Origin of the sequence: Phreatobacter aquaticus (assembly GCF_005160265.1) — a bacterium.
Lineage (GTDB): Bacteria > Pseudomonadota > Alphaproteobacteria > Rhizobiales > Phreatobacteraceae > Phreatobacter > Phreatobacter aquaticus.
Genome location: NZ_CP039865.1, coordinates 2,289,859 through 2,315,973, shown reverse-complemented (window position 1 = coordinate 2,315,973; position 26,115 = coordinate 2,289,859). Strand labels below are relative to the sequence as shown.

Here is a 26,115-nt window from a genome sequence, read left to right as displayed (position 1 = left end):
ATGGCCACGCATCTCTCCGTCAACGTCAATGCCATCGCGCAATTGCGCAACCGCCGCTCGCTCCCCTGGCCGAGCGTGGTCGGGCTGTCGCGCATCGCGTTGCAGGCGGGTGCCAGCGGCATCACCGTGCATCCGCGGCCGGACGAGCGGCATATCCGGCGCACCGACGTGTTCGACCTCACCGACATGATCCGCGCCGAGTTCCCCAAGGCCGAGTTCAACATCGAGGGCTATCCGAGCGAGGATTTCCTGGAGCTGTGCGAGCGGGCCAAGCCCGATCAGGTGACGCTGGTTCCGGATGATCCGGCACAGGCGACCTCCGACCATGGCTGGGATGTGGCGACGGATGGAGACTTGCTGCGCCAGGTCATCGGCCGATTGAAGCTTGGCGGCATGCGCGTCTCGATCTTCCTCGACGGCGACCCGGCGCTGGTGCCGGGCGCCCGCGCCACCGGCGCCGACCGGATCGAGCTTTATACCGGCCCCTATGGCGGCGCCTTCGAGCCTGACGTGGCCGACGCCGAGCGCGAGAAGCTGGCGGCCACTGCCGAGGCCGCGGCCCGTGCCGGGCTCGGCGTCAATGCCGGGCACGATCTCACCCTCGACAACCTCCCCTCCCTGATCGCCCGCGTCCCCGGCATCGCGGAAGTGTCGATCGGCCACGCCCTCACCGCCGATGCGCTGATCCACGGCATGGCGGAGACCGTGCGGCTCTATCGAAAGGCCTGCGGCGAGACCGTGTGACGCCATCGCCGACCGGGGCACCGTCCGCTCACCCGACGGACGGCTTGCGCGGTGCGCCGCGCTGAGCTAGAGAACCGTAACGTACGGTACGGTCCGTTCCCACTCCTCTGCATCATGACGTCAGCCGCCAAATCCCTTGCTTCCGAAACGCCGAGCGCCGATCCGCCGGAGCCGACCGCCCGCCAGGCGGTGGTTCTGGATGCGGTGCTCGCGCTGATGCAGGAACAGGGCGGCCAGCTCACCATGACGGCCGTTGCGCGGCGGGCGAGCTGCTCCAAGGAAACGCTCTACAAGTGGTTCGGCGACCGCGACGGCCTCCTGACCGCGACGGTGCAGTGGCAGGCGTCCCGGGTGCGTGCCGGCCGCTACGACCGGCAGAAGCTCGATGCCTCGAGCCTCAGGGACAGCCTCAGGGATTTCGCCGCGAACTGGCTCTCGGTCATTTCCAGCGCCACATCGATCGCGCTCAACCGGCTGGCGATCACACACGCCGCGTCGCAGCAGAGCAATCTCGGCCAGATCGTGCTCAATAACGGCCGCTTCGCCATTGGCGACCGGTTGAAGCCCGTGCTCGAAGAAGGGCGCGCGGCCGGTCTGCTTCAGTTCGACGATACCGAGGCGGCGTTCCGGACCTTTTTCGGCCTCGCTGGCCGCGATGTGCAGATCCGCCTGCTGCTCGGCGATGATCTCAAGCTCGGCCAGGCCGAGATCGCCCGCGACGCTGCGGCGGCGACCGACCAGTTTCTCACCCTCTACGGCCGGAAGAACATGATTCCGGCCGCCGCCTGACCCCTCTCCCCAACCTCCAGAACGCAAGCCCAAGGAAGGACTATCCCATGCGTGTCTATTACGATCGCGACGCCGATCTGAACCTGATCAAGTCGAAGAAGGTCTGCATTGTCGGCTACGGCAGCCAGGGCCATGCCCACGCGCTGAACCTGCGCGACTCGGGCGTGAAGGACGTCATCATCGCGCTGAAGGCTGGCTCGGCCACCCGCGCCAAGGCCGAGGCCGCCGGCTTCACCGTCATGACCCCGTCGGAGGCCGCCAAGGTCTCGGACATCATGATGATGCTCACCCCGGACGAACTGCAGGCCGACATCTATCGCGATGACCTCGCCGGCAACATGAAGCAGGGCGCGGCGATCATGTTCGCCCACGGCCTCAACATCCACTTCAACCTGATCGAGGCCCGCAAGGATCTCGACGTGCTGATGGTCGCCCCGAAGGGCCCCGGCCACACGGTGCGCTCGGAATATCAGCGCGGCGGTGGCGTTCCGACGCTGATCGCCATCCATCAGGACGCCTCGGGCAATGCCCATGACCTCGGCCTGTCCTACGCCTCCGCCAATGGCGGCGGCCGCGCCGGCATCATCGAGACGACCTTCAAGGAAGAGTGCGAGACCGATCTGTTCGGCGAGCAGGTCGTGCTCTGCGGCGGTCTGGTCGAGCTGATCCGCGCTGGCTACGAGACGCTGACCGAAGCCGGTTATGCGCCTGAAATGGCCTATTTCGAGTGCCTCCACGAGGTGAAGCTGATCGTCGACCTCATCTATGAGGGCGGCATCGCCAACATGAACTACTCGATCTCGAACACCGCCGAGTACGGCGAGTACGTGACGGGTCCGCGCATCATCACCGCCGAGACCAAGGCCGAGATGAAGCGCGTGCTGACCGACATCCAGTCGGGCAAGTTCACCCGCGACTGGATGCTGGAGAACAAGGTCAACCAGACCTCGTTCAAGGCGACCCGCGCCCGCGTGAACAACCATCCGATCGAGGAAGTCGGCGCGAAGCTTCGCGACATGATGCCCTGGATCAAGGCGAAGGCGCTGGTCGACAAGACCAAGAACTGATCGCCCGTACTTTCGGATGCAACGAATTGGGGTGGTCCGCGGGCCACCCCTTTTTCGTATGTGGATCAAGCCGCGGCGGCGATCCGCCTTGCACACCGGTCCCGAGTAGAAAACCGCCTATTGTCTTGCGTGCTGTCTTCCAGACCCAGCTGATCCTTTCGTCAGCTTCTGTTCACCCACATGAAATTACATGGATTATCTGACACTACCTGCCCTATGGTAAGTCCGGTCACTTGACGCAGAAGAACATCATGGCGCAACCGATACTGCGGGTTCACACGGGCCTGCCATTGATCAAGGAACGGGTGGCACGGCTCTTTCTCGCCCGGCGCGACGGGAAAGCCGATGACCTCCTGACGATTTTCGCCCCGGAATGCTCCTACCGGCTGATCTGTGACCCGCGGCTGTTCCCGAAGGTCGGCCCCTTTTACGGGCATACCGAAATTCTGGAATCCTTCAGGGCCTGCGACCAGATCCTCGAATATATCGACACGATCGTGGTCGACATGATCGTGGACGAACGACGGGCCGTCGTGCGTCGTCACGCGACAATCAGATCGCGCGAGACCGGCAATGTCGGCGAGTTCGAGATTGCCGATCTTTTGGAGTTTCGCGACGGCATGATCACCAAGATGACCCAGTTCGTCGACACGGCTTCCCTTGGACTTCTGGTCGGGCGGATCTGACCATGGCTGACGCACAATGGCTCAATTCGGACAATGAGGAGCGCAGCGACCTCCACCGTACGATCCGCGAGTTTGTCGCGGCCCGGCTTCAGGGTGACGTTGCAACCTATCTGGAATTCTTCGCGCCCAAGGCCCGGCTGAACATCCCCGGCAACCCGGTGCTGAACCCCTTGTCTGGCACGCGGATCGGCCGGGAAGATATCGGCAAGCAGCTCATCCGGATGCGTGGCCAGAACATCTATCTCCATCATGAGATCGACGACATCATCTCCAGCCGCGACATGGTGGCGGTTCATTGGCGCGTGACCATTCGCAGTTCCGCGACCGGTCAGGAGCGGGAGCTCGAAATCCTGACCCATCTGCGGCTGCAAGACCGCCAGGTGGTCGAAATGAGCGAGTATTTCGACACGGGCGCTGCGTCATTGATGCGCGGCCACCTGCCGCTTCGAAACTCAGGCGCCTGAATCGAGAAGGGCGGCCTTTCGGCCGCCCTTCCGATGCAGGACGCTTATCCGACGATCAGAAACTCACGCGATCGCGGATGGCATCCTTGGCGGCCTGGTTGACCGCGGAGCCGGTCATGCGCCGTTCGAAGTCAGCCCAGTTGAGGAAACGGCCCTTGCCGCGCTCGGTGATGATGGCCTGAGCGCGAGCCGCGCCGATCTGCGGCAGGCCGTCGAGCTGAGCCGCAGTCGCCGTATTCAGATTGACACGGGCAGCCTGAGCCGCAGGGGCCACTGCAGGAGCGGTGGCGGCCGGACGCGTCGCCGTTGTCGGTGCGGCAGGCGCCGTCACCGCCGGACGCTGAGGCGTCGTGGTGGAGGGCTGGGCCTGCGTCTGTGCAAAGGCGGGGACGGCCACGAGGGCGGAAACTGCGGCGGCAGTGAGGAGGCGCGAAAGGAACATGGCGAACCTGTTCGAAATGTCCGGCCGTGTGTCGTCGTAACCCTTGCGTCGGCCGGACCGGCCGCATCGGGCAGTGTCGGCCCGGGTTCGGGCGACGGGAACAGTAGAGAGCCCGATCATGGTCGCCCTTGGGACGGATTGCCACGAATTCGAGGTCTTTGGATGAATGGCGGACAACGGCTGGGAACGAAGCCAGCACGGACGTGATGGCACAGTTCAGCGATGCGAATTGGACTGGTCACACGGGACCGATATCGTGGAGCCTAGGAGTGCAGCCATGAACATTCTCTCGATCCAGTCCTGGGTTTCCTACGGCCATGTCGGCAATGCCTCGGCGGTCTTCCCGATGCAGCGGCTGGGCCACGAGGTCTGGGCGATCCATACCGTCCAGTTTTCCAATCATACCGGCTACGGCGCCTGGAAGGGCCGGGTCTATGACGGCCCGATGATCGAGGAACTGGTCACAGGCATTGAAGAGCGCGGCGTGCTTGGCCGATGCGATGGTGTGCTGTCGGGCTATATGGGGTCGGCCGATATCGGCACCGCGATCCTTGGCGCGGTTGGCCGTGTGCGCGGATTGAATCCGAAGGCGCTCTATTGCTGCGATCCGGTGATCGGCGATGTCGGCCGCGGCGTGTTCGTTCGTCCGGGCATTCCGGAATTCATGCGTGACCAGGCGGTGCCGGCAGCCGACGTCATCACCCCGAACCAGTTCGAACTGGAATATCTGACGGGATCGACCATCTCGACGCTTGCTGAGGCCATCGCAGCCGTCGACCTGCTGCACAGGGCGGGACCGTCCATGGTGCTGGTCACCAGCCTGATGACCGAGGATACGCCGGACGACCAGATCGACCTGCTGGCCTCCGGGCCGAACGGACGGTTCCGGGTCCGCACGCCGAAGCTCGGCATTTCAGTCAACGGGGCTGGCGATGCGATCGCCGCACTGTTCTTCGTCCATGCGGCCGAGACCGGCGACGTCGCGCTTGCGCTGTCGCGCGCGGCATCGTCCACCTATGGCCTGCTGAAGCGGACGGCGGAGGCTGGTTCGCGCGAGATCCTGACGGTCGCGGCGCAGGACGAGTTCGTGACACCCAGCCGCCTGTTTACGCCGGAGTCCGTCTGACCATGTCGCGTCGCTACCACACGCTCGATGTCTTCACCCAGCAGAGGCTGACCGGCAATCCGCTTGCCGTGGTGCACGATGCCGAAGGGCTCGACACAGCCGGCATGCTGGCGATCGCCCGCGAGTTCAACCTGTCAGAGACAGTGTTCGTTCTGCCGGAGACCACCGAGGGCCATCGCGCGGACATCCGGATCTTCACACCGGGTGGCGAATTGCCGTTTGCAGGCCATCCGACCGTCGGGACCGCCATCGTTCTGGCTTCGATGGATGGCCTGGCGGCAGGCACCGAGGCGCATTTCGTACTCGGCGAGAAGGCAGGACCCGTGCCCTGTCGCGTCAGCCGTGACGCCGCTGGCAGCTATCAGGCGAGCTTCGATGCGCCGCGACTGCCTGCTCCGATCGGTCCGACACCCGACCCGGCGCAGCTCGCGGGCATATTGGGCCTGGAAAGCCGGGATCTCGGCTTTGCCAGCCACGTGCCCTCGCGATTCGGGGCACCCGTGTCGTTCTGCTATGTGCCGGTGAAGACCCGCGCGGCGGTGGACGGGATCAGGGTGGATACCCGCTGGTTTGGCGAAACGTTCAACGCCATCGGGGAGGCCCATCCGGCAATCTTCGCCTATTGCCCGGAGACGGTCGACCCAGGCGCCCGTTTCTATGCGCGCATGTTCGCACCTGGACTCGGAGTAGCGGAGGATCCCGCGACGGGTTCAGCCGCCGCTGCCTTCGCCGGCGTGTTGGGCATGTTCGAGCGCCTTGGCGACGGCCGGCATGATTTCGCCATCGAGCAGGGATTTGCCATAGGCCGGCCGAGCCGGATCGAGCTCGGCATCGGCATTGCACAGGGGCAGGTCTCGATGGTCACGATCGGCGGCGGGGCCGTGGTGATTTCCGAGGGGCGGCTGTTCATCTGATGTCGGTTGCGGGTATCTGTTTCGCCTCTCGCAGGGCTGGCGGAACCACACAGGGCAGAGGGCGATGGCACAGGACAACCAGGGTCCGTTGGTCCTGTTCTACACCGCATTCTTTGGCCGCCCGCCTCCGTTCGACACAGCGGGATGCTCCGTTCCAGTCCGCCTCACGTTCGACAGGAGCCGTCTGGCAGAGGCCGATATCGTCATCTTCCATATTCCTGATGCCTGGGAGATCGGCGACGCACTGAAATATGCTGGCCAGGTCTGGGTCGCCTTCTCGATGGAGGCGAGCGCTCATTATCCCTTGTGGACCGACCCAGCCTTCATGCGCCGGTTCGACCTCATCATGAGCCACGAGACGGCGGCGGATATCTGGACGCCCTATCTTCCGCCTATGCGAGCCTGGCAGGCCGCCGTTGACCGCCCCCTGCCGGCGAAGACCGAGTTCGCCCCCGCCGTCATGTTCCAGTCGGCCAGCGTCGACCGCAGCAGGCGCAACGATTTCGCACTTGAGTTGATGAAGGCGATCAGGGTCGATTCCTACGGGCGACTGCTGCGCAACCGCGATCTTGCCGGGCCGGACCTGGGCCGGCAGACCAAGCTCGACACCATCGCGCGCTACCATTTCTGCTGCGCCTTCGAGAATGCCATCTCTCACGGCTATGTCACGGAGAAGATCTTCGATCCGTTGCTCTCCGGCACGATTCCGATCTATCGCGGGGCGCCGGATGTCGCGGATTTCGTCCCCGCTGGATCCTATATCGATGTCTCCGACTTTCCCTCGCCCATAGCGCTCGCGGACCATCTGCGGCGGATACTCAAGGACGAGGAAGCCTATGCCCGCTATTTTGAATGGCGCATGCGGCCCTTACCGCCGTTCCTCGCGGACCGGCTGGCCTTGGTGCAAGAGCCTGCCCTGGGACGCCTCGCGGCGATCGCATCCAGCCGGATCGCGCCTGGCAGTGAGCGGGCCAGAGGATGGCCAAGCCTGCCTTTCGGACTGCGGCGCTTCCTTGAGACAAGGTTGCGCCGCCTCGTCAGGACACATCGGCAACGCCGGAGCGCGCGGCGGGCCATCGTCTCGTCGGGCGGTACCAAATGAAAACCCGCCGGACGAGGTCCGGCGGGTTTCAAACTCTGGGTTCTAGAGCCGATCAGCGACGGCAGCGGCGGTAACCGTAGGAATCAATCCAGCAGCGACGACGCGGCGTGGTCTCGGCACCGATCACGGCACCAGCAACACCGCCGATGGCTGCGCCGGCGAGAGCGCCGCCGCCCGTGCCAGTGGCAAGACCACCAATCAGAGCACCCGCACCAGCACCGATGGCAGCGCCACCAGCAGCACGCTCTTCGCGCGCCGTACAGGCGCCGAGCGTGAGTGCAACAGCGCTAACCAGAATCAGCTTCTTCAACATGGGAAATTCCCTCCTGCAGCAATGGCCCCGCACCCTCTGCAAACCATAGGAGAAATTCCCCCTGATTGCCAACCTCGGGTGTCGACCGGTCTGATATCAACCGGACATGCAACCTTGTCGTGACGAGTGCCGAAACCGGTGTTCGACACATGGAGAACGCACCAATGCCGCATAGGTTCCACGACATTCGTCAAATGGACACATTGTTCGACGACCGGCCGATTGCCTATGGCGAGAGCCAGCGGGAGGCGATCAAGACGGCGTGGAACGCCTGTGTGGCCGCGCAGCCAGCCCTGTTCAACGGGCAGGTGCTGCTGATGACCGAAGGCCGACGCGTCGGCGAGATGTTCCGCGGGCGCTATTCGGCGACCGATTACGCGACCTTCCTGCATTTCATGCGCCACGGTGAAGCCGACGGGCAGACGCGCAATGGATTTGCCCTGGCCGGATTGGTGAGCAGCGATGGCGCGTTGCTGATGGGTGTGATGGGCCAGCACACCGTCAATGCCGGCCGCATCTATTTTCCCGGCGGGACGCCCGACATGAGCGACGTCGTGGGCGACCGGGTCGATCTCGAAGGCAGCGTGCGGCGCGAACTGGAGGAGGAGACCGGCCTCACCCTGGGCGAGGTGGCATTCGACGACGGCTTCTTGCTGCGCGAGGACGACAAGCGCTGCGCCTTCGTCAAGATCGTGCGCCTGGCAATGCCGGCCGACGCCGCCCGGACCTTGATCATGGAGCGCATCAGCCGGCAACAGCAGCCGGAACTGGCGGACATCCATATTGTCCGCGGCGCCGCTGACCCTCTTGCCGACCGCATGCCGCCCTTCCAGTCCGCCTTCACCAACTGGTGGTTCGCCGAGCGCGGCTAAGCATCAGGGCTCAACCGCGGTCTTCAATCGAACGATGGTGACGGTGCAGGGCGCCTCGGCCGCGACCTGCGACGAGACACTGCCGAGATAGCGCCTGGTCGAGGAATGGGCACGCGCACCCATCACGATCTGGTCGGCATGATTCTCGCGGGCATGATCGACGATGGCTGCGGCGGGATCGACCGCTTCGAGAACGTGGAAGCTGACGCGGTCAGGGTCGAGCGCGAGCGACTGCGCCCAGGCGCGCAACAGCACCAGGCGCGCAACATGCAGCGAGCGGCCGCTGGAATCGGTCGTCTCGTCGATGCCGAGGCGCTTCAGCTTCAGCACGTTGATGCAGGCCAGCCGCGCGTCGGGTGACACGGCCAGCAAGCGGGCAGCCATGTCGCGCACGCCATCGGCGATGTCGCAATAATCCTCCGAGAGATCGACAGCCGCGACGATGATCGGCGCTGCTTCAAGCCCCTCCTTGGCCGGTTGGGGAGCCGGGCGCTCCATGCCGGCGGCGCGCAGCCAGCGGCGGAACCGTATCCCAAAGGGATCGCGCCTCATCCGGCGGCCGCGATCGGTGATGGTCACCTGTTCGGGATGGGAGAGGTCGAAAGCCAGCTGCGCTGCCGTCGGGTGCCGTTCTGCGGGGTCGACGGCCAGGCAGCGCAGGATGATCTCCTGGAGCCATTCCGGGCAATCGGGCCGGAGCGCGCGCGGCGGTATCGGATCCGACCAGAGCCGCTTGCGAAAGCCGCGCATGCCCTTGGGGTCACCGAAGGGTTGCCGCCCTGTGGTCAGTTCGTAGAGGACAGCGCCTAGCGCGAAGAGGTCGGAGCGTGGATCGTCGCGCGCGCGCAGCACCTGTTCGGGAGCAACATAGGGCGCGGTGCCGATCGGCACGCGAAACTGTTCGGCGAGCAGGTCCGGCAGGCGGAGGTGGCGCGCAAGTCCGAAATCGACAAGGACCGCAGTGCCATCGTCGCGCATGATGACATTGGCCGGCTTGATGTCGAGATGCAGGACATTCTGCCGGTGCAGGTCGGCCAGCGCGGTGGCAACCGCAGCCCCGATACGGGCGACCTCGGCTGCGGGGAACGGCGCTTCGGGCATCGTTTCGAACAGCGATCGTCCCGCCACGAAGTCCATGACGATATAGGGCTGGCGCGAGAAGTCTCCGGCTGCCACGAAGCGTGGCACGTGCCGGCCTGACAGACGCGGCAGGATCATCTCCTCCATCTCAAAGCCGACGATCATGGTGGGATCGTCGCCATCGAGAATCAGCGGGATCTTCATGACCAGCGGTCGCTCGTCCCCTGCCCGCGTCACCCGCCATATCTGTGCCATGCCGCCGAGCTTGATGGCCTCCTCGAGCGTGAAGCCGTCTAGCACCAGCCCCTTCTCGATCCGCGGCAGCCGCATGGCCTCTCCCTAGCGTCCCTCGGCGAGCCGGGACGCAAATCGCGGCGGCAGCCCGGCGGCGAGGATCTTCTGTCCTGCCGCTTGATGGTCATAGGCAACCCTATGTTGCGTGATGCTGCCTTGGGCGAGATCAAGAATGGAATAGGACGCCAGCGGCGAGCCGTCGCGCGGCTGGCCGACCGACCCGACCACAACCTGCCAGCGACGGTGGGGCAGAAGCGGCACCGCCTCATTGGTCGCCGGCCGGAACGGCACGCAGATGCCGCTGCGCTGGAGCGCGAAGATGGCCGGCAAATGGGTGTGGCCGCACACGACCAGGCGGGCATCGGTGGCCGCCAGGCTCAATTCGGCATCGCGCGGCTCGCGCAGATAGGGCCAGAAGCCAGGCTCGCGCGCGCTGGCATGGACGAAGAGCCTGTCGTCCTCGCGATGGCTCAACGGCAGCCCCGCCAGGAACTGGCGCTGGCCATCCGACAGGACGGTGCGGGTCCAGGCAATGGCGGCCAGCGCCTCCCCGTGCATGTCGGGCGCCGCCAGGTCCAGCGCCTCGTCATGGTTGCCCTTGATCGCGATGGCGCCGGCCTCGACCAGGCGCATGGTCACATCCGTGCAGAATCCCGGATCGGCGCCATAGCCGACGATGTCGCCGAGCAGGACATAGCGATCTGCCCGCTGGCGGGAGGCATGGGCGAGGCAAGCTTCGAAAGCCTCGCGGTTGCCGTGGATGTCCGACAGGATGGCGATGCGCATGGGGCCTCCCCGGCGCGGAACAGGCTATCCCGGATAGCCGTAGCGCGATTTGACGCTGCGCAGGCCGGCGAGTGCCTCGCCCGACCGGTTGGCGGCGCAGGCTGCCTCCGGACCCCGAAGGTCGGCCATCACGCGGCCATGGACGTCGCGGTTGACGTTGCCGGTCGACAGATCGTTGTCCATCACGGCGCGGAAGCGGGCGATCTCGCCCGAACAGCCCTGCCCCTCGGGCAGACGGAAATCCGGCCGGGTGACGTAGTTCTGCTGCTGGGGCGCCGGCTGGGGCGCCGGAACATCCGCAGTGGTGTTGCAGCCGGCGAGTGCCACGAGGCTGACGAGAGCGAGAACCGAATGGCGGGGCAGCATGGCCTTCTCCAGAGACGAGTCGGACGGCACTCTAGTCCGCCCGACTGCTCTTGAGGAGACCGACTTCAGGCCGAGAGCGGCTTCAGGCCCTTCTCGATTGCCGCGCGCTTCGGCTCGAGGAAGGGCGGCAGCGCCAGCTTCTCTCCCAGCACCTCCATGGGCTCGTCGGCATCGAAGCCCGGACCGTCGGTTGCGATCTCGAACAGGATGCCGTTCGGCTCCCGGAAGTAGAGGCTCTCGAAGTAGAAGCGATCCACGGGGCCCGAGTTCGGGATGCGCAGGCCCGCCAGCCGCTCGGCCCAGGCGTTGTACTGGGCCTTGTCAGGGGTACGGAACGCGACGTGATGGACCGATCCCGCGCCCTGGCGAGCTTCCGGCAGGCCGGGCTCGACCGCCACATGATATTCGGCGTCGGGACCGCCCTCGCCCATCTCGTAGACATGGACTTCCGGGCCCTCGGCGCCCAGCCGATAGGTGCGCACCGGGCGCATTTCCAGCACCCTGGTCAACACGATATCGGTCATCTCGAGCTTCGGCACACTGGCGGTGATCGGTCCAAGACCGCGGATCTGGTGCTCTGCCGGTACCGGGCTCTTCGCCCAGACCTTGCCGGCACCCTTGCCGCCATCGTCGATGAGCGCGAGCCGCTGGCCCTCCGGATCCTCGAAATCGAGGGTGAGCCGCCCATCGCGGATCGCGGGCGCCTCATGCTTGATGCCGAGCTCGGCGAAGCGCTTGACCCACCAGGCAATGGTCGCCTCGCCGGTGACGCGCAGGGCCGTGCGGATCACCGAGTGGGTGCCGCGCCGCTCCGGCGGCACCGGCCATTCGAAGAAGGTGATGTCGGAGCCGGGCGTTGCCTCGCCGTCGCCATAGAACAGGTGGTAGGCGGAAGTGTCGTCCTGGTTGACGGTGCGCTTGACCAGCCGCATGCCGAGCACGCGGGTGTAGAAGTCGTGGTTGCCGGCGGCATTGGCCGAAACGGCAGTGAGATGGTGGATGCCTGTGAGCTGCATGGGGGAACTCGCTGATCTGGCGGTGCGCGGGAGCCGCACCGATCCGTTGCCCCAAGAGATCGTCCGATCCCTCAAGCGGCGCAAGGGCGCGGCGCGCGCGCCCTCGCAAGACCAATTTGCAGCGATGCCCGCGTGAGCTCAGTCGTGGTCCTCGACCGGCGGCGTGCCATGGGTGTGGAATGATTTGACCGTCTGAAGTCCCCAGGCCTGCCCCTTCATACGCTCGGTCTGCGTCCACACGATCGGCTTCCAGTCGGGGGCCAGCATCAGCCGCGCGCCGGCATTGGCGATCTCGACGCGGTTGCCGCCGGGCTCGTAGACATAGAGGAAGAAGGTCTGCTGGACCGCGTGCTTGTGCGGGCCGGTCTCGATGAAAACCCCGTGCTCGAGAAACACGTCCGCCGCGCGCAGCACGTCCTCGCGGCTGTCCACCGCATAGGTCACGTGGTGGAAGCGCCCGGCCGTGCCGGTATGGTCCTTGGTGAAGGCGATGTCATAGGTCTTGTTGGTGGCGGTCAGCCAGGCGCCGGCCTCGGTGCCATCGTCGAGCATGATCTGCTCGGTCAGGCGCATACCGAGACCTCGCTCCAGAAAGTGCCGGGTGGCGGTGACGTCGAGCACCAAGAGGTTCAAGTGGTCGATGCGGCGGGCATTGACGCCGCGGGCAGGGAACCGCTGCGCCTGGTTCTTCAGCGCGGGCTTGAGATCCGGCGGCGCCTCGTACCAGCGGGTGTCGTAATAGAGTTCGAAGGCATGGCCATCCGGCCCCCGCGCCCGGAAGGCGGGACCATGGCCGAGATCGCCATCGGTCCAGCCGATGCCGGCGCCCATGGCGGTGAGTTCAGCGACCCGGCGATCCAATGCCTGGCGGCTTGCCGTGCGGAAGGCCACATGGCCAACGCCGGACGTCGAGGACGCGGTGAGCTTCAACGTGTGGAACTCATAATCGTCCCACCCGCGCAGATAGACGCTGTCACCGTCGCGCCCGCTCTCGGTCATGCCCATGACATCGACGAAGAAGGCGAGGCTCGCCTCGGGCTTGGGCGTGAACATCTCGACATGGCCGAGATGGGCGAGATCGCGACAGGACTCGGGCGCGAGCATGATGTTCCCCCTCTGAGCGCGGCCATTGGTGGCCGTTCTGTCCGCCATTGGTCCTTCGCGGGCGCCGCGGATCAAGTGGCATGTTCGGTGGGATTGCGCAGAATTCCTCATCACCCTGTGACGAGCTTTCAGGAACACTTCGACCGGGCCCCATGCCATGCTGCGCGCGGCAGTGCAGAATTGGACCAGACCAGCACAAAGGCATCTCGTGCGCTAATCGCACGAACGACAAGATATCGCACTTGACACAAAGACGACGTGGCGCGACGACTGCGCCTCAACAACAAGAGCGGATCGCCAACGAGCGACCGCCGGACACGCCCCGGGAGGACCTAACCATGCTGACCAGACGCCAGACCCTTGCCGGCTTGGGAGCCGCGACGCTTGCCGGCCCGCTTGCTGCCCCGGCCCTTGCCCAGGCCGTGACCAAGATCGGCCTGATCCTGCCGATGACCGGCCCCTTCGCCTCGACCGGACGGCAGATCGAAGCGGCAGCCAAGCTCTACATCGCCCAGAAGGGTGCGACGATTGCCGGCCGCACCATCGAACTGGTGGTGAAGGACGATACCGGCACGCCGGACATCACCCGGCGCATCGCGCAGGAACTGATCGTCAACGACAAGGTGGCCTTCCTCACCGGGTTCGGCCTGACGCCGCTCGCCTTCGCGGTTGCCCCGCTCGCCACCCAATCGAAGACCCCGATGATTGTGATGGCCGCCGCCACCTCGGCGATCACCGAGCAGTCGCCGTTCATCGTGCGCACCAGCTTCACCCTGCCGCAGGCCACCCAGCCGATGGCCGACTGGGCGAGCGAGAATGGCGTGAAGAAGGTGATCTCGCTGGTCACCGACTATGGCCCAGGTCTGGATGCCGAAAAGGCGTTCAAGGAGCGCTTCACCAAGGCTGGCGGCGAACTGGTTGCAGAACTCCGCGTGCCGCTGCGCAATCCGGACTTCTCGCCCTTCCTTCAGCGCGTCGCCGACGCCAAGCCCGATGCCCTGTTCGTCTTCGTGCCGTCCGGCGTCGGGGCGCAACTGGTCAAGCAGTTCGTCGAGCGCGGCCTCGACAAGGCCGGCGTTCGCCTGATCGGACCGGGCGACGTGACCGACGACGACATCCTCAACGACATGGGCGATGTGGTTCTGGGCGTTGTCACCACCCACCATTATTCGGCCGCCCATCCCTCGCCCGAGAACCGCGCCTTCGTCCAGGCCTTCCGTGCCGCCAATCCGAACATGCGGCCGAACTTCATGGCGGTCGGCGGCTATGACGGCATGCACCTGGCCTATGAGGCTATCAGGAAGACCAATGGGGGCACCGATGGCACGGCGCTGATGGAGGCGATGAAGGGCATGAGCTTCGTCTCGCCGCGCGGACCGGTGACCATCGAGGCCAGGACCCGCGACATCACGCAGAACATCTATGTCCGCAAGGTCGAGCGGGTCGACGGCCAGCTCTACAACGTCGAGTTCAAGACCTACGAGGCCGTCCCCGATCCGATCAAGGGTCGGTGAGCGTGCGGCGCGCCGGATCGCGGTTTCCCCCAATGTTCATGATCCGGCGGCTGCCATGCTGACCATCCTGTTCGACGGCATCGCCTATGGCATGTTGCTGTTCGTGCTGGCGTGCGGGCTCGCGGTGACGCTCGGGTTGATGAACTTCGTCAACCTGGCTCACGGCGCTTTCGCCATGGTCGGTGGCTATACCGTCGTCGTGCTGATGCAGCGGGCCGGTCTGCCATTCCTCCTCGCCCTGCCTGCCGCCTTCGTGGTGGCCGCAGCTGTTGGCGCGGTGGCCGAGCGGACGCTGTATCGCCCGCTCTATCGCCGGAGCCATCTCGACCAGGTGCTGTTCTCCATCGGGCTCGTCTTCATGAGCGTCGCGGCGATGGACTATCTGATGGGGTCGCAGCAGCAGAACATCCGGCTGCCGGCCTTTCTCACCGGGCGTTTCGAGATCGGGGGCGTCGGTATCGGGATCTATCGACTGTTCCTGATCGCGGTCTGCGGCTGCCTGACCATCGCCCTGCAATTCGTGCTGGCGAAAACCCGCTTCGGCGCGCGGCTTCGCGCTGCGGTCGATGACCAGCGGGTGGCCCGTGGCATGGGCATCGACGTCAATCGGATCTTCGCGCTGACCTTCGCGTTCGGGTCCGGCTTGGCGGGGCTTGGCGGGGCGCTCGGCGCCGAGATTCTCGGCCTCGATCCGACCTTCCCGCTGAAATTCATGCTCTATTTCCTGATCGTGGTGACGGTCGGTGGCACATCGTCGATGACCGGACCGTTCCTGGCCGCCCTGATGCTCGGTATCGCTGACGTGGCAGGCAAATATTACGTGCCACAGGCCGGTGCCTTCATCATCTACTCGATCATGATCGCCATTCTGATGGTCCGTCCGAACGGGCTGTTTGCCCGTGGCATCACGCGGTGATCGCGATGCTGAAGCTCCTTTCGCCCACCAAGCCGACCACGCCGGCTGCCTTCCTGAAGGCGGAGGCGTCGTGGAGACCGCAGGAGGTCGTGTTCTGGATCCTGGCGCTGGCCATCCTGTTCATCTCGCCCAACCGGGCCGCGCTGATGAACGAGATCGCAATCCTCGCCCTGTTCGCCCTCTCGATCGATCTCATCCTCGGCTACGCCGGCATCGTGTCACTGGGCCAGGCCGCCTTCTTCGGGCTCGGCGCCTATACGGCCGGCCTTCTCGCCAAGCATGGCGTGACCGAGCCCATTACTGGCCTCGTGATCGCCACGCTGTTCGCCGGATTGTTCGGTCTCCTCACCAGTGTGCTGATCATCCGGGGCACCGATCTCACCCGGCTGATGGTGACGCTAGGTGTCGCGCTGATCCTCCACGAGATCGCCAACAAGGCGGATTGGCTGACCGGCGGCGCCGACGGCCTGCTCGGCATCATGATGGGGCCGATCCTGGGTCTCTTCGCCTTCGATTTCCTCGGCAAGACGGCCTATCTCTATTCGCTCACCGTCCTGTTTCTCCTGTTCCTGCTGGCGCGCCGCGTCGTGCATTCACCGTTCGGGCTGTCACTGAGGGCGGTAAAGGACAATCCGCTCAGGGCCTCCTCGGTCGGCATCTCGCCCGGCCGGCGCATCGTGATGATCTACACGTTGGCGGCCGCCTATGCTGGCGCCGCTGGCGCGCTGCTCGCCCAGACGACATCCTTCGTTTCACTCGAAGTGCTGGATTTCGGCCGCTCCGCAGATGGTCTGCTGGTGCTCGTGATCGGCGGCACCGGCTATCTCTATGGCGGGCTCGTCGGCGCCATCGCCTTCAAGCTGATGAAGGACTTCCTGTCGGGCATCACGCCGGCCTATTGGCTGTTCTGGATGGGCCTGTTCCTGGTGATCCTCGTGCTCGTCGGCCGGGACCGCATCAATGTGCAGGCCAAGGATCTCCTGGCGCGGCTGACCGGGAGGCGCTCCGCGTGACCGCCTCATCCCAGCCGGCGCTGGAAACCCGCGGCCTGGTGCGCCGCTTCGGCGGACTGGTGGCGACCAACGATGTATCGCTCTGCATCGGTCAGGGGGCCCGCCACGCGCTGATCGGGCCGAATGGCGCGGGCAAGACAACGTTGATCAATCTGATGACCGGGGTTCTGCAGCCGACCGCTGGATCGATCCACCTGGAAGGCCAGGACATCACGGCGCTCGCGCCGCACCGGCGCGTGGCGCGCGGGCTTGCCCGCACCTTCCAGATCAACCAGTTGTTCGCCGACCTCACTCCGCTCGAGACCGTCGGCCTCGCCATTTCCGAGCATCAGGGCCACGGAACGGAATGGTGGCGCCTCACCGGTTCCAAGCAATCCGTGCTCGACGAGGCCGAAGCACTGCTCACGCGCTTCAAACTCGCCGATGTCATGCTGGAGCGCACCTCCACCCTGCCCTATGGCAAGCGGCGGCTGCTGGAGATCGCAACTGCTCTCGCCTGCAGCCCGCGCGTTTTGCTGCTGGACGAGCCGGCGGCCGGTGTGCCCGAGGGCGAGCGCGGCGATATCATCGACATCGTGTCGAGCCTGCCGCGCGAGGTGACCATCGTGCTGATCGAGCATGACATGGACCTGGTATTCCGCTTCGCCGAGCGCATCACCGTGCTGGTGCAGGGTGCTGTCTTCACCGAAGGCACTGTGGCAGAGATCCAGGCCGACCCCAGAGTGCGTGCCGTCTATCTCGGCGAGGGCGAGCCATGAGCGCGCTTCTCACGATCGACAAGGTGATCGCCGGTTATGGCGAGGCTGTTGTTCTCAACGGCCTGTCCCTGACGCTTGGCGAAGGGCGCTCGCTGGCGTTGCTCGGTCGCAATGGCACCGGCAAGACGACGCTCATCGAGACGATCTGCGGGCTGACTACCCTCAAGGGCGGGACAATCCACCTTGGCGGTCAGGACATCACCCGCACCCGGCCCGAACGGCGCGCGGCCCTTGGCCTCGGCTGGGTGCCGCAGGAGCGCGGCATCTTCAAGTCGCTGACGGTGGAGGAGAACCTCACCGCCATCGCGGTTGCCGGTCCATGGTCACCGAAGCGGGTGTTCGACATGTTCCCGCGCCTCGCCGAACGGCGCGGCAATCTCGGCAACCAATTGTCCGGTGGCGAACAACAGATGCTGGCGGTCGCGCGGGCCCTGGTCATCAATCCGAAGATCCTGTTGCTCGACGAGCCGCTGGAAGGTCTCGCGCCAATCATCGTCGACGAGTTGCTATCAGCCATTGCCCGCATCGTGCGCGACGAGGGACTATCTGCCATCATCGTCGAACAGAAGGCGCGCAAGATCCTGCCGCTGACCGATGCGGCCGTGATCCTCGACCGTGGCGCCGTCGTCTGGGAGGGCACGAGCGCCGCCCTGATGAACGATGCCGCCGCGCTGGACCGCCATCTGGGCGTGGCCGATCGCGCCCACACCTGAACAAACAAGACCTCGAAGGGAGACCACAGAGATGACCAAGACACCCGCCGTTCCCGGCAAGACCGGACCCTTCCGCGCCGACCAGGTCGGCTCACTCCTGCGCTCGGGCGCGCTGAAGGACGCCCGCGCCGCCAAGGCCGCCGGCAAACTCGACGAGGCCGGCCTCAAGGCGGTGGAGGATGCGGAAATCCGCAAGCTGATCGCCAAGCAGGAGGCCGTCGGCCTCACGGGCATCACCGACGGCGAATATCGCCGCTCCTGGTGGCACTACGATTTCCTCTGGCAGCTCGACGGCGTGACCCGTGTCGAACTCGACCAGGGCATCCAGTTCGCCGGCGTGCAGACAAAGGCCGAGGCGCCGCGCGTCACCGGCCAGATCGGCTTTTCGACCCATCCCTTCATCGAGCACTTCAAGTTCCTGAAGGCGAACACGACGAAGACGGCGAAGATGACGATCCCGTCGCCCTCGATGCTGCATTACCGGGGCGGCCGGAAGCTCATCAACATGGGTCTCTACCCCGACATGAACGACTATTACCGCGACCTCGGCGGCGCCTATGCCAAGGCGGTCTCGGCCTTCTATGACGCTGGCTGCCGCTACCTGCAGCTCGACGACGTGTCCTTCGCCTATCTCTGCGACCCTGAGCAGAAGAAGATGCTGGCCGAGCGCGGCGACGATCCGGACAAGCAGGGCGCCATCTATGCCGGCATGGTCGATACCGCGATCAAGAATCGCCCGGCCGACATGCTGATCACCATGCATCTCTGCCGCGGCAATTTCCGCTCGACCTTCGTCGCCTCCGGCGGCTACGAGCCGATCGCCGACCTGTTGTTCAATACCATGCCGGTCGATGCCTATTTCATGGAATGGGATACCGAGCGCGCCGGTGGCTTCGAGCCGCTGCGCTTCCTGCCCAAGGGCAAGGCGGTGGTGCTCGGCCTCGTGACGACCAAGACCGGCACGCTGGAAAAGAAGGACGACATCAAGCGTCGGATCGACGAAGCCGCCAAATATGCGCCGCTGGAGCAACTCTGCCTGTCGGGCCAGTGCGGCTTTGCCTCCACGGAGGAAGGCAACACGCTGGCCGAGGACGAGCAATGGCGCAAGCTGGAGCTGATCGTCGAGATCTCGCGGGAAGTCTGGGGCTGAGTGCCATAGGGGCGGGCCTGCCCGCCCCTGCCGTCTCCCTCCGGTGCATGGGCACAACGGTTTCTTCGCAATGTCATGATCTGATGGCCGACTGACGCTTCGGGCCATCGGCGTGACGTTGCAACCGGCCCCGACATCGTGGGGAGAAGCATGCGTTACCTGCCGTTCGGCCTGAGCATTCTCGGCGTCTTCGTCTTCCCTTTCACCACAGGCGCTCTGGGCGGTTTCGCCTGGGTGATGTTCACGATCTCGGCGGCACTCACCGCCATCGGGGTCCGGGATATACTCCAGGAAAAGCACGCGGTCCGGCGCAATTACCCGATCCTCGCCAATATCCGCTACCTGCTGGAGGAGATCCGGCCGGAGATCCGCCAGTACTTCCTCGAAAGCGAGACCGACGGCACTCCGTTCAACCGCTCCAAGCGCGCCATCGTCTACCAGCGCGCCAAGCGCGCCCTCGACAAGCGCCCCTTCGGCACTCAGCTCGACGTCTACAGCGACAATTTCGAATGGCTGACCCATTCGATGATGCCGGCCCACATCCCGAGCAGCGATTTCCGCGTGCGCGTCGGCGGGCCGGACTGTCTCAAGCCCTATGACCTCTCGCTGTTCAACATTTCAGCGATGAGCTTCGGCTCGCTCAGCGCCAATGCGATCCGCGCGCTCAACAAGGGCGCCAAGCTAGGCGGCTTTGCCCATGACACTGGCGAAGGCGGCTTCAGCCCCTATCACCGCGAGTTCGGCGGCGACATCATCTGGGAGCTCGGCTCCGGCTATTTCGGTTGCCGCAATGCTGATGGCAGTTTCTCCGAGGAGATGTTCGCCAAGACGGCCTCCACCGAGCAGATCAAGATGATCGAGATCAAGCTGTCGCAGGGCGCCAAGCCCGGCCATGGCGGCGTCCTGCCGGCGGCCAAGATCTCGGCCGAAATCGCGCTGACCCGCGGCGTCCCGCTGGGGGTTGATTGTGTATCCCCGGCCAGCCATTCCGCCTTCTCGACGCCTATCGAGCTGATGCATTTCATCGCCAAACTGCGCGAGCTCTCCGGCGGCAAGCCGGTCGGCTTCAAGCTTTGCATCGGCAATGACTGGGAATTCGCTGCCATGTGCAAGGCGATGCTGGAGACCGGCATCACGCCCGATTTCATCGTGGTGGATGGCAAGGAGGGCGGCACGGGGGCGGCGCCGCTCGAATTCACCGACCATGTCGGCACGCCGCTGCGCGAAGGGCTGACCATCGTGCGCAACTGCCTTGTCGGCGCGGGCCTCAAGGACCGGGTCAAGCTTGGTGCTTCAGGCCGGATTGTCACGGCGTTCGACATGGCGCGCGTGCTGGCGCTGGGCGCCGACTGGTGCAATGCCGCACGTGGCTACATGTTCGCCATCGGCTGCATCCAGTCGCTCGCCTGCCACACCGACCGCTGCCCGACCGGGGTGGCGACCCAGGACCCGATCCGCCAGCGAGCGCTTGTGGTTGGCGACAAGGCAGAGCGCGTCCGGCACTTCCACGATTCAACGCTGGAGGCGCTGCGCGAGATAGTTGCGGCAGCCGGGCTCCAGCATCCCAGCGAGATCACCGCGCGCCACGTGATGAAGCGGGTCTCGCAGCTGGAAGTGCGCTCGTTCGCAGAGGTCTATGCCCAGCTGTCGCCGGGTGAACTCATCCAGGGCACCCGCGATCCCGCCTATCAGCGGATGTGGGCCATGGCGGATGCCCAGACCTTTGCCCCGCGCCCGCTGACCACCGCAGCCAACGATGCCACCGAGGTATCGGTGGCCGCGTCCTGACCAATGCGGGCTGACGCCGGCCCGGCGTCACGAACCCTTGGCGGGCGGGAACATCAGCGGCGAGATCTTCAGGTGATCGCGCTTGGCCCAGTCGAGGCTCTTCACCCCGGCCTCGGCGCGCTTCTGCGCCACTTCGAGCTGGGCGGAGGCGGCATCAAGGTCCATGGTCAGGACCTTGCCGCCATCCACCACCTTGGTGCCGTCGACGAAGACCGTCCTGATGGCGCGCTCGGCCGCCGCATAGATCATGGAGCGCACGGGATCGCGCAGCGGCTTCATGCAGGCCATGGTGGTGTCGACCAGCACGATGTCGGCCTTGGCGCCGACAGCGAGGCGGCCGATATCCTTGCGGCCCAGCGCCTTGGCGCCGCCCAGCGTCGCCGCGTTGAACACGTCGGAGGAGCGGGTGTCGTAGACATCCTCGGCGACCAGCCGCGAGGTGATCGCGACGGCGCGCATCTCCTCGATCATGTTGTGCGGATAGGTGTCGGTGCCGATCGCCATATTGACGCCGCGGCGGACATATTCGCCGAAGGTCTGCAGCGCGATGCCGCGGCGCTGGAACACGGTCGGGCAATGGGCGACCGTTGTGCCGGTATCAACCAGATCCTGCAGGTCATCGCGGCGCGGCCAGTGGACCGAGGTGTGATGGTCCATGAAGATGCCGTGGCCGATCAGCGAGCGGTCGGACAGGACGCCGAGCGACCCCAGCCATTCCACCGGCGTCATGCCGTGGCGGCGGGTGATCTCGTGGAACTCGACGACCGACTGGGCCGCGTGAATCTGGAAGGGCAGCTTGCGCTTCTTGGCTTCGGCGAAGCTCGCCTTGATGAGGGCCGGCGAGCAGGTGTCGATCTGGCTCGGTGAGACCATGCCCGACATGCGACCCGAGGGATGCTTTGCCGCCTCGTCGAGCACCTTCATCGCGGCTTCCATCGCCGCCATGCCCTCGTCCTTGGCCCATTCATATTCGACGACATAGCCGTTCTTGGTGAACCAGCGGGCCGAGCGGTACATGGGCGACAGCACGCCGCGCAGGCCGGAGGCCGCGAACGTGTCGACCCAGCCGTTCCAGGCGACCGACATATCGACCAGCGTGGTCACGCCGGAGAGGAGCAGTTCGGAATAGGCAACGGTCGCGGAGGCCGGGATGTCGTCCGGGTTCGGCGCGCCGCCGGCATCGGCCCGGAACAGCGGCATGAATTCATAGAGCGCCGACTGGTAGAGCTTGGGCGAGCCAAGCTCGTCGTTCCAGCCCTTGGCCATGGGCTCGGACGAGGGATGGGAATGGACATTGACCAGGCCCGGCATGACCAGCATGCCGGCGCCGTCGATCGTGGTCGCCGCCTTGCCCTCGAAACCCGGGCCGACATGGATGATCGTGTTGCCATCAAAGGCAACATCCGCATCCCGCATATAGGTGTGCTTGCGCCCGTCGAAGGCAACGACCCAGGCGGCTGACTTGATGAGGGTAACGGGCATCGAGGTTTCTTCCGGATCAATGTTTCTTGTCGCGGCTGCGTGTGCGCCCGGCCACGACCAAGCGAACAGGCGCGTGATGGTCGGTCTTTCGTAGAGACGAAGGGCCGGATGCGCTCATCGCATCCGGCCCCTCGCAAAAGTCAGCGGATGAAGCGCAGGTCGAGACCCTTGTAGAGGCCGCAGCCATAGATGTTGTGCGCCTTGAACGCCGCCAGACGGTTCGACGCGGCGATCTTCATCGGCTCGTGGTAGAGCGGGATCCACACGGCGGCCTCATGGACTTGCCGGAGTACCTCGCCATAGGCCACTGCGCGCTCGCTGTCCGACGACGCCGTCATGCCGGCCTGAAGCAGCCGGTCCGTGGCGGCATCCTTCCAGTTCATCCGGTTCGGCGTCGGCGCGTTGGCCGAGCGGAAATAGAGGTTCAGCGCGTCACCGGCGGTGATGTAGGGGAAGGACATGCCGAACAGGTCGAATTCCTGCGTGGCAAGCTTGCCCCATGCCACCGTCGCATCGAACAGCTGGATGCGCAGGTCGACACCGATCTTGCGCAAGTCGCCCTGCACGGTTTCCATCAGCTTCTGCCAGGTCGAGCCGGTGAAGCCATAGACCAGAGGCGACAGACGCACGCCGTTCTTGGCGCGGAAGCCGTCAGCACCACGCACCCAGCCGGCCGCGTCGAGAATGCGGTTGGCCTCGGCAACATTGGTGCGGATGAGCATCGGATCGACCGCCTTGTTCCAGTCGGTCGCGGCCTGGTGGATGTAGGAATAGGCCGGCTCGGTCTCGCCGAAGTTCAGGTCGCGGGAGATCGCCTCCTGATCGACAGCCATGACGATGGCGCGGCGCACGGCCGGATCGTCGACGCCGGCCTTGTCGACCTTGAAGCCGATGAAATAGGTCCAGAACGCCGCCGCATTCTCGACGACGCGCAGGTTCCGGTTGGCACGGATCTGGGCGAGGCCCGAATAGGGAATGTACTGCGTCACCTGGCTCTGGCCGGTCAGAACGGCGGCAAGGCGGGTGTTCTCCTCGGGGACGATGCGCCAGATGACTTCCTGGATATGCGCCGGGCCGCGGTTCTCATAGATCGGCGGGCCCCAGCGATAGGCATCGTGGCGGCGCATGCGCATGTCGTTGCGCGGGCGCCATTCGCCCCAGCAATAGGGACCGGTGCCGTTGAAGCCGCGCACGCCGAAATCGGCGCCGAGCGCGTCGACATTGGCCTTGTCGATGACGACGGCAAAGCTCTGGGTGAGTTGGTAGAGCAGCTCCGAGAAGGGGGCCTTCAGGCGATATTCGACGGTGTAGGCGTCCTTGGCGACGATGTCCTCGACCGGGCCGGCACGCCAGCTGACCGGCGAGCGGGTCGCCGGGTCGATCCAGCGCTTGATCGAATAGACGACGTCGTCAGCCGTCATCTTCTTGCCGTCGCAGAACTGGACGTCCTGGCGCAGCTTGAACGTGTAGGTCTTGCCATCGGGCGAGACGGTCCAGCTCTCGGCAAGACCCGGCTTGATCGATGTCATGTCGTGGTCGAGCGACACAAGTGTGTCGGCGAGCATGAACAGCACTTCGGAGGCAGCACGGGCCGTCGAGCGATGCGGGTCGTAACGGTCGGAATCGACCTCGCGGACGACTGTGATCGAGGTCTGCTGCTGCGCGAGGGCTGGCGCCGCGCAGGCGACCGCGCCGACCAGGGCAGCGGCCAGGAGGGAAGTTCGTCGGGCACTCATGCGTGGTTCTCCTCTGAGACGATTTTTGTCTTTTCCGTTTGGCATCAGCCGTTCCGGAGCCGGGGATCGAGCAGGTCGCGCAGGGCATCGCCAAGCACGTTGGCGCACAGCACGATGATCACAATGACCAGGCTCGGGATGATCGCGATATGCGGAGCCAGGAACAGCTCGTTGCGCCCAGACGAGGCCATCGTGCCGAGTTCGGCGGCCGGCGGCTGGGCTCCGAGCCCGAGGAACGACAGCGCCGCGCCAAGCAGGATAACCTGGCCGAAGCGCAACGTCAGGTAGACGAAGACCGACGAGATGCAGTTCAGGCCAAGATAGCGCACCAGCAGGGTTCGATCGGACAAGCCGATCGAACGGCCGGCCTCGATGAAATCCTGCCCCATGACCACCAGCGCCGAACCACGGGTGACACGCGTGACCACCGGAATGGTGGAGACCGCAAGTGAGATGACCACGGCGGTCATGCCCGGGCCGACCACTGCCGCGAAGGCCAGGCCAAGAAGGATGGCCGGGAACGACAGCAGGATGTCCGAGAAATGCATGATCCACCCGTCGGCCTTGCGGTAGAAGGCGGTGAACAGGCCGAGCAGCAAGCCAATGCTGCCGCCAATCGCTGTTGCGGCCAGGCCCATCATGAGGGTCGCGCGTGTCCCGTAAAGGATGCGCGACAGCATGCAGCGCCCGAGCCCGTCAGTGCCGAGCAGGAATTGCGGGCGGCCCCGCGCTTCCCAGACCGGCGGCAGCATGCGCAGGCGGGTATTGGTCAGATAGGGGTCGTTGGGGGCGAGCCACGGCGCAAGCATGGCCGCGATGATGACAGCCACGAGGATCACGGCTGCGGCCAGCGCCAGCTTGTCGCGGGTCAGGCGCTCGATCGCCGAATTGCGGCGAGCCGGCGCGGGGGCGACGACGCTCTCAGTCGATACGGCGCTCATCGCTTGCTCACCCGCGGATCGAGAACGCCGTAGAGCAGATCGACGATGAGATTGATCACGATGAAGGACACAGCCAGAACGAGGATGGAGCCCTGCGCGACAGGCAAGTCGCGCGCCAGGATGGCACCGACCGCCAGCCGACCGACGCCGGGCCAGGAGAAGATGGTTTCGGTGACCACAGCGCCACCGAGCAGGAAGCCGGCCTGCAGGCCGATCAGCGTCACGACCGGGATCAGCGCGTTGCGCAGCACGTGCTGGATGATGACGGTGCGCTCATTGAGACCTTTCGCCCGGGCTGTGCGGACATAGTCCGCGTTCATGACCTCGAGGGCGGCAGTGCGCGTCATGCGCGCCACCGGCCCGATGAAAGTGAGGCCAAGGGTCAGTGCCGGCAGGGCTATGTGGGCGAGACCATCGAGCGTCCAGATCGGCCCCTCGCGCCCGAGGAAGGGCAGCAATTCCCAATAGTAGCCGACATACATGATCAGCATGAGGGCGATGAAGAAGACCGGGGTCGAGACGCCAGCAACCGAGATGGCAATGACCAGACGGTCGAGCAGCTTGCCACGATGAACGGCAGCGATCGTGCCGAGCACGATGCCGAGCGGCACCGACCAGATCAGGCAGGCGACCATGAGTTCGGCGGTCGGCCCGACGGCATCGGCGAGTTCCGAGATCACCGGCGTGTTGTTGATCATCGAATAGCCGAGGTCGCCCCGCAGCACCCGGGTTATGTAGAGGAAGAACTGGACGACCAGCGGCTTGTCGAGGCCCATCTCGCGACGGATGCTCTCAAGCACTTCGGGCGTCGCCTGCGGACCGCCGATCACCTGCGCGACGTCGCCAGGCACGAGCTGGAGCAGCAGGAAGCCAAGAAGAAGCACGCCGAAAAGGACCGGCACCGACAGAAGAAGGCGGTGAACGAGGTGGGAACCCATA

The 26,115-nt window shown here is 65.3% G+C and carries 27 protein-coding genes; 16 read left to right on the top strand and 11 right to left on the bottom strand.

What is annotated here, in order from left to right; genetic code table 11:
* The 5 genes from E8L99_RS10825 (at nt 1) to E8L99_RS10805 (ending at nt 3,750) form a co-directional block, all read left to right on the top strand.
* Nucleotides 1-744, top strand: coding sequence for a pyridoxine 5'-phosphate synthase (locus E8L99_RS10825; RefSeq protein ID WP_137099545.1), 744 nt, complete (start codon nt 1-3; stop codon nt 742-744).
* A gap of 114 nt (nt 745-858) precedes the next feature.
* Nucleotides 859-1,533 (top strand): TetR/AcrR family transcriptional regulator, encoded by a 675-nt coding sequence (locus E8L99_RS10820; protein ID WP_137099544.1) that lies wholly within the window; start codon nt 859-861, stop codon nt 1,531-1,533.
* A 47-nt stretch (nt 1,534-1,580) separates the two neighbouring features.
* Nucleotides 1,581-2,600 (top strand): ketol-acid reductoisomerase, encoded by a 1,020-nt coding sequence (gene ilvC / locus E8L99_RS10815; RefSeq protein ID WP_137099543.1) that lies wholly within the window; start codon nt 1,581-1,583, stop codon nt 2,598-2,600.
* A 251-nt stretch (nt 2,601-2,851) separates the two neighbouring features.
* On the top strand, nt 2,852-3,286 hold the full coding sequence (locus E8L99_RS10810; protein ID WP_137099542.1) for a nuclear transport factor 2 family protein: 435 nt from the start codon (nt 2,852-2,854) through the stop codon (nt 3,284-3,286).
* Nucleotides 3,287-3,288: 2 nt separating this feature from the next.
* The gene (locus E8L99_RS10805) at nt 3,289-3,750 is read left to right on the top strand and encodes a nuclear transport factor 2 family protein (protein ID WP_137099541.1); all 462 of its coding nucleotides are present in this window, start codon (nt 3,289-3,291) and stop codon (nt 3,748-3,750) included.
* Between the two features lie 55 nt (nt 3,751-3,805).
* Here the strand turns inward: E8L99_RS10805 and E8L99_RS10800 are convergent, their stop codons facing one another.
* Nucleotides 3,806-4,192 (bottom strand): ComEA family DNA-binding protein, encoded by a 387-nt coding sequence (locus E8L99_RS10800; protein ID WP_168201641.1) that lies wholly within the window; start codon nt 4,190-4,192, stop codon nt 3,806-3,808.
* A gap of 277 nt (nt 4,193-4,469) precedes the next feature.
* Here E8L99_RS10800 and pdxY point away from each other — a divergent pair, with 277 nt between their 5' ends.
* From pdxY to E8L99_RS10785, 3 genes are all read left to right on the top strand, one after another.
* Complete coding sequence (pdxY, locus tag E8L99_RS10795; protein ID WP_137099539.1) at nt 4,470-5,318, top strand: pyridoxal kinase PdxY; 849 nt, start codon at nt 4,470-4,472, stop codon at nt 5,316-5,318.
* Between the two features lie 2 nt (nt 5,319-5,320).
* The gene (locus tag E8L99_RS10790) at nt 5,321-6,232 is read left to right on the top strand and encodes a PhzF family phenazine biosynthesis protein (RefSeq protein ID WP_137099538.1); all 912 of its coding nucleotides are present in this window, start codon (nt 5,321-5,323) and stop codon (nt 6,230-6,232) included.
* A 64-nt stretch (nt 6,233-6,296) separates the two neighbouring features.
* Nucleotides 6,297-7,334, top strand: a complete 1,038-nt coding sequence (locus E8L99_RS10785) for a glycosyltransferase family 10 domain-containing protein (RefSeq protein ID WP_137099537.1) — start codon at nt 6,297-6,299, stop codon at nt 7,332-7,334.
* Nucleotides 7,335-7,386: 52 nt separating this feature from the next.
* Here E8L99_RS10785 and E8L99_RS10780 read toward each other — a convergent pair whose 3' ends face one another.
* Nucleotides 7,387-7,647: a glycine zipper domain-containing protein gene (locus E8L99_RS10780; protein ID WP_137099536.1), complete on the bottom strand. Its 261-nt coding sequence runs from the start codon at nt 7,645-7,647 to the stop codon at nt 7,387-7,389.
* Nucleotides 7,648-7,850: 203 nt separating this feature from the next.
* On the opposite strand from E8L99_RS10780, the gene E8L99_RS10775 reads away from it, so the two are divergent.
* Nucleotides 7,851-8,519, top strand: coding sequence for an NUDIX hydrolase (locus E8L99_RS10775; protein ID WP_137099535.1), 669 nt, complete (start codon nt 7,851-7,853; stop codon nt 8,517-8,519).
* Nucleotides 8,520-8,522: 3 nt separating this feature from the next.
* On the opposite strand, the gene E8L99_RS10770 is transcribed toward E8L99_RS10775, so the two are convergent.
* The 5 genes from E8L99_RS10770 to E8L99_RS10750 all read right to left on the bottom strand — a co-directional run bounded on the left by E8L99_RS10770 (nt 8,523) and on the right by E8L99_RS10750 (nt 13,165).
* Nucleotides 8,523-9,929 (bottom strand): bifunctional serine/threonine-protein kinase/universal stress protein, encoded by a 1,407-nt coding sequence (locus E8L99_RS10770; protein WP_137099534.1) that lies wholly within the window; start codon nt 9,927-9,929, stop codon nt 8,523-8,525.
* Between the two features lie 9 nt (nt 9,930-9,938).
* Nucleotides 9,939-10,679, bottom strand: a complete 741-nt coding sequence (locus E8L99_RS10765) for a metallophosphoesterase family protein (RefSeq protein WP_137099533.1) — start codon at nt 10,677-10,679, stop codon at nt 9,939-9,941.
* Between the two features lie 24 nt (nt 10,680-10,703).
* On the bottom strand, nt 10,704-11,045 hold the full coding sequence (locus E8L99_RS10760; protein ID WP_137099532.1) for a hypothetical protein: 342 nt from the start codon (nt 11,043-11,045) through the stop codon (nt 10,704-10,706).
* A 65-nt stretch (nt 11,046-11,110) separates the two neighbouring features.
* The gene (locus E8L99_RS10755; RefSeq protein ID WP_137099531.1) at nt 11,111-12,061 is read right to left on the bottom strand and encodes a ring-cleaving dioxygenase; all 951 of its coding nucleotides are present in this window, start codon (nt 12,059-12,061) and stop codon (nt 11,111-11,113) included.
* Nucleotides 12,062-12,199: 138 nt separating this feature from the next.
* A complete protein-coding gene (locus E8L99_RS10750; protein ID WP_137099530.1) occupies nt 12,200-13,165 on the bottom strand; it encodes a catechol 2,3-dioxygenase in 966 nt (321 codons plus the stop codon).
* Nucleotides 13,166-13,503: 338 nt separating this feature from the next.
* Here E8L99_RS10750 and E8L99_RS10745 point away from each other — a divergent pair, with 338 nt between their 5' ends.
* The 7 genes from E8L99_RS10745 to E8L99_RS10715 all read left to right on the top strand — a co-directional run bounded on the left by E8L99_RS10745 (nt 13,504) and on the right by E8L99_RS10715 (nt 21,017).
* Complete coding sequence (locus E8L99_RS10745; protein ID WP_137099529.1) at nt 13,504-14,679, top strand: ABC transporter substrate-binding protein; 1,176 nt, start codon at nt 13,504-13,506, stop codon at nt 14,677-14,679.
* Between the two features lie 55 nt (nt 14,680-14,734).
* Nucleotides 14,735-15,595 carry a branched-chain amino acid ABC transporter permease gene (locus E8L99_RS10740; protein ID WP_137099528.1) on the top strand — a complete coding sequence of 287 codons (861 nt, stop codon included), beginning with the start codon at nt 14,735-14,737 and terminating at the stop codon, nt 15,593-15,595.
* Nucleotides 15,596-15,600: 5 nt separating this feature from the next.
* Nucleotides 15,601-16,608 (top strand): branched-chain amino acid ABC transporter permease, encoded by a 1,008-nt coding sequence (locus tag E8L99_RS10735; RefSeq protein WP_137099527.1) that lies wholly within the window; start codon nt 15,601-15,603, stop codon nt 16,606-16,608.
* Nucleotides 16,605-17,366, top strand: a complete 762-nt coding sequence (locus E8L99_RS10730; RefSeq protein WP_137099526.1) for an ABC transporter ATP-binding protein — start codon at nt 16,605-16,607, stop codon at nt 17,364-17,366. Before E8L99_RS10735 ends, E8L99_RS10730 begins: the two co-directional genes overlap by 4 nt.
* Nucleotides 17,363-18,079, top strand: coding sequence for an ABC transporter ATP-binding protein (locus E8L99_RS10725; protein ID WP_137099525.1), 717 nt, complete (start codon nt 17,363-17,365; stop codon nt 18,077-18,079). The genes E8L99_RS10730 and E8L99_RS10725 overlap by 4 nt, the downstream gene beginning before the upstream one ends.
* A gap of 31 nt (nt 18,080-18,110) precedes the next feature.
* A complete protein-coding gene (locus E8L99_RS10720) occupies nt 18,111-19,229 on the top strand; it encodes a 5-methyltetrahydropteroyltriglutamate--homocysteine S-methyltransferase (protein ID WP_137099524.1) in 1,119 nt (372 codons plus the stop codon).
* Between the two features lie 150 nt (nt 19,230-19,379).
* Nucleotides 19,380-21,017, top strand: a complete 1,638-nt coding sequence (locus E8L99_RS10715; RefSeq protein WP_137099523.1) for an FMN-binding glutamate synthase family protein — start codon at nt 19,380-19,382, stop codon at nt 21,015-21,017.
* Nucleotides 21,018-21,044: 27 nt separating this feature from the next.
* Here E8L99_RS10715 and E8L99_RS10710 read toward each other — a convergent pair whose 3' ends face one another.
* The 4 genes from E8L99_RS10710 to E8L99_RS10695 form a co-directional block, all read right to left on the bottom strand.
* A complete protein-coding gene (locus tag E8L99_RS10710; RefSeq protein ID WP_137099522.1) occupies nt 21,045-22,499 on the bottom strand; it encodes an amidohydrolase family protein in 1,455 nt (484 codons plus the stop codon).
* A gap of 140 nt (nt 22,500-22,639) precedes the next feature.
* On the bottom strand, nt 22,640-24,235 hold the full coding sequence (locus tag E8L99_RS10705; RefSeq protein ID WP_137099521.1) for an ABC transporter substrate-binding protein: 1,596 nt from the start codon (nt 24,233-24,235) through the stop codon (nt 22,640-22,642).
* Nucleotides 24,236-24,279: 44 nt separating this feature from the next.
* Complete coding sequence (locus E8L99_RS10700) at nt 24,280-25,176, bottom strand: ABC transporter permease (RefSeq protein ID WP_137099520.1); 897 nt, start codon at nt 25,174-25,176, stop codon at nt 24,280-24,282.
* Nucleotides 25,173-26,114: an ABC transporter permease gene (locus E8L99_RS10695; protein ID WP_137099519.1), complete on the bottom strand. Its 942-nt coding sequence runs from the start codon at nt 26,112-26,114 to the stop codon at nt 25,173-25,175. Before E8L99_RS10695 ends, E8L99_RS10700 begins: the two co-directional genes overlap by 4 nt.
* Nucleotide 26,115: the final 1 nt, after the last annotated feature.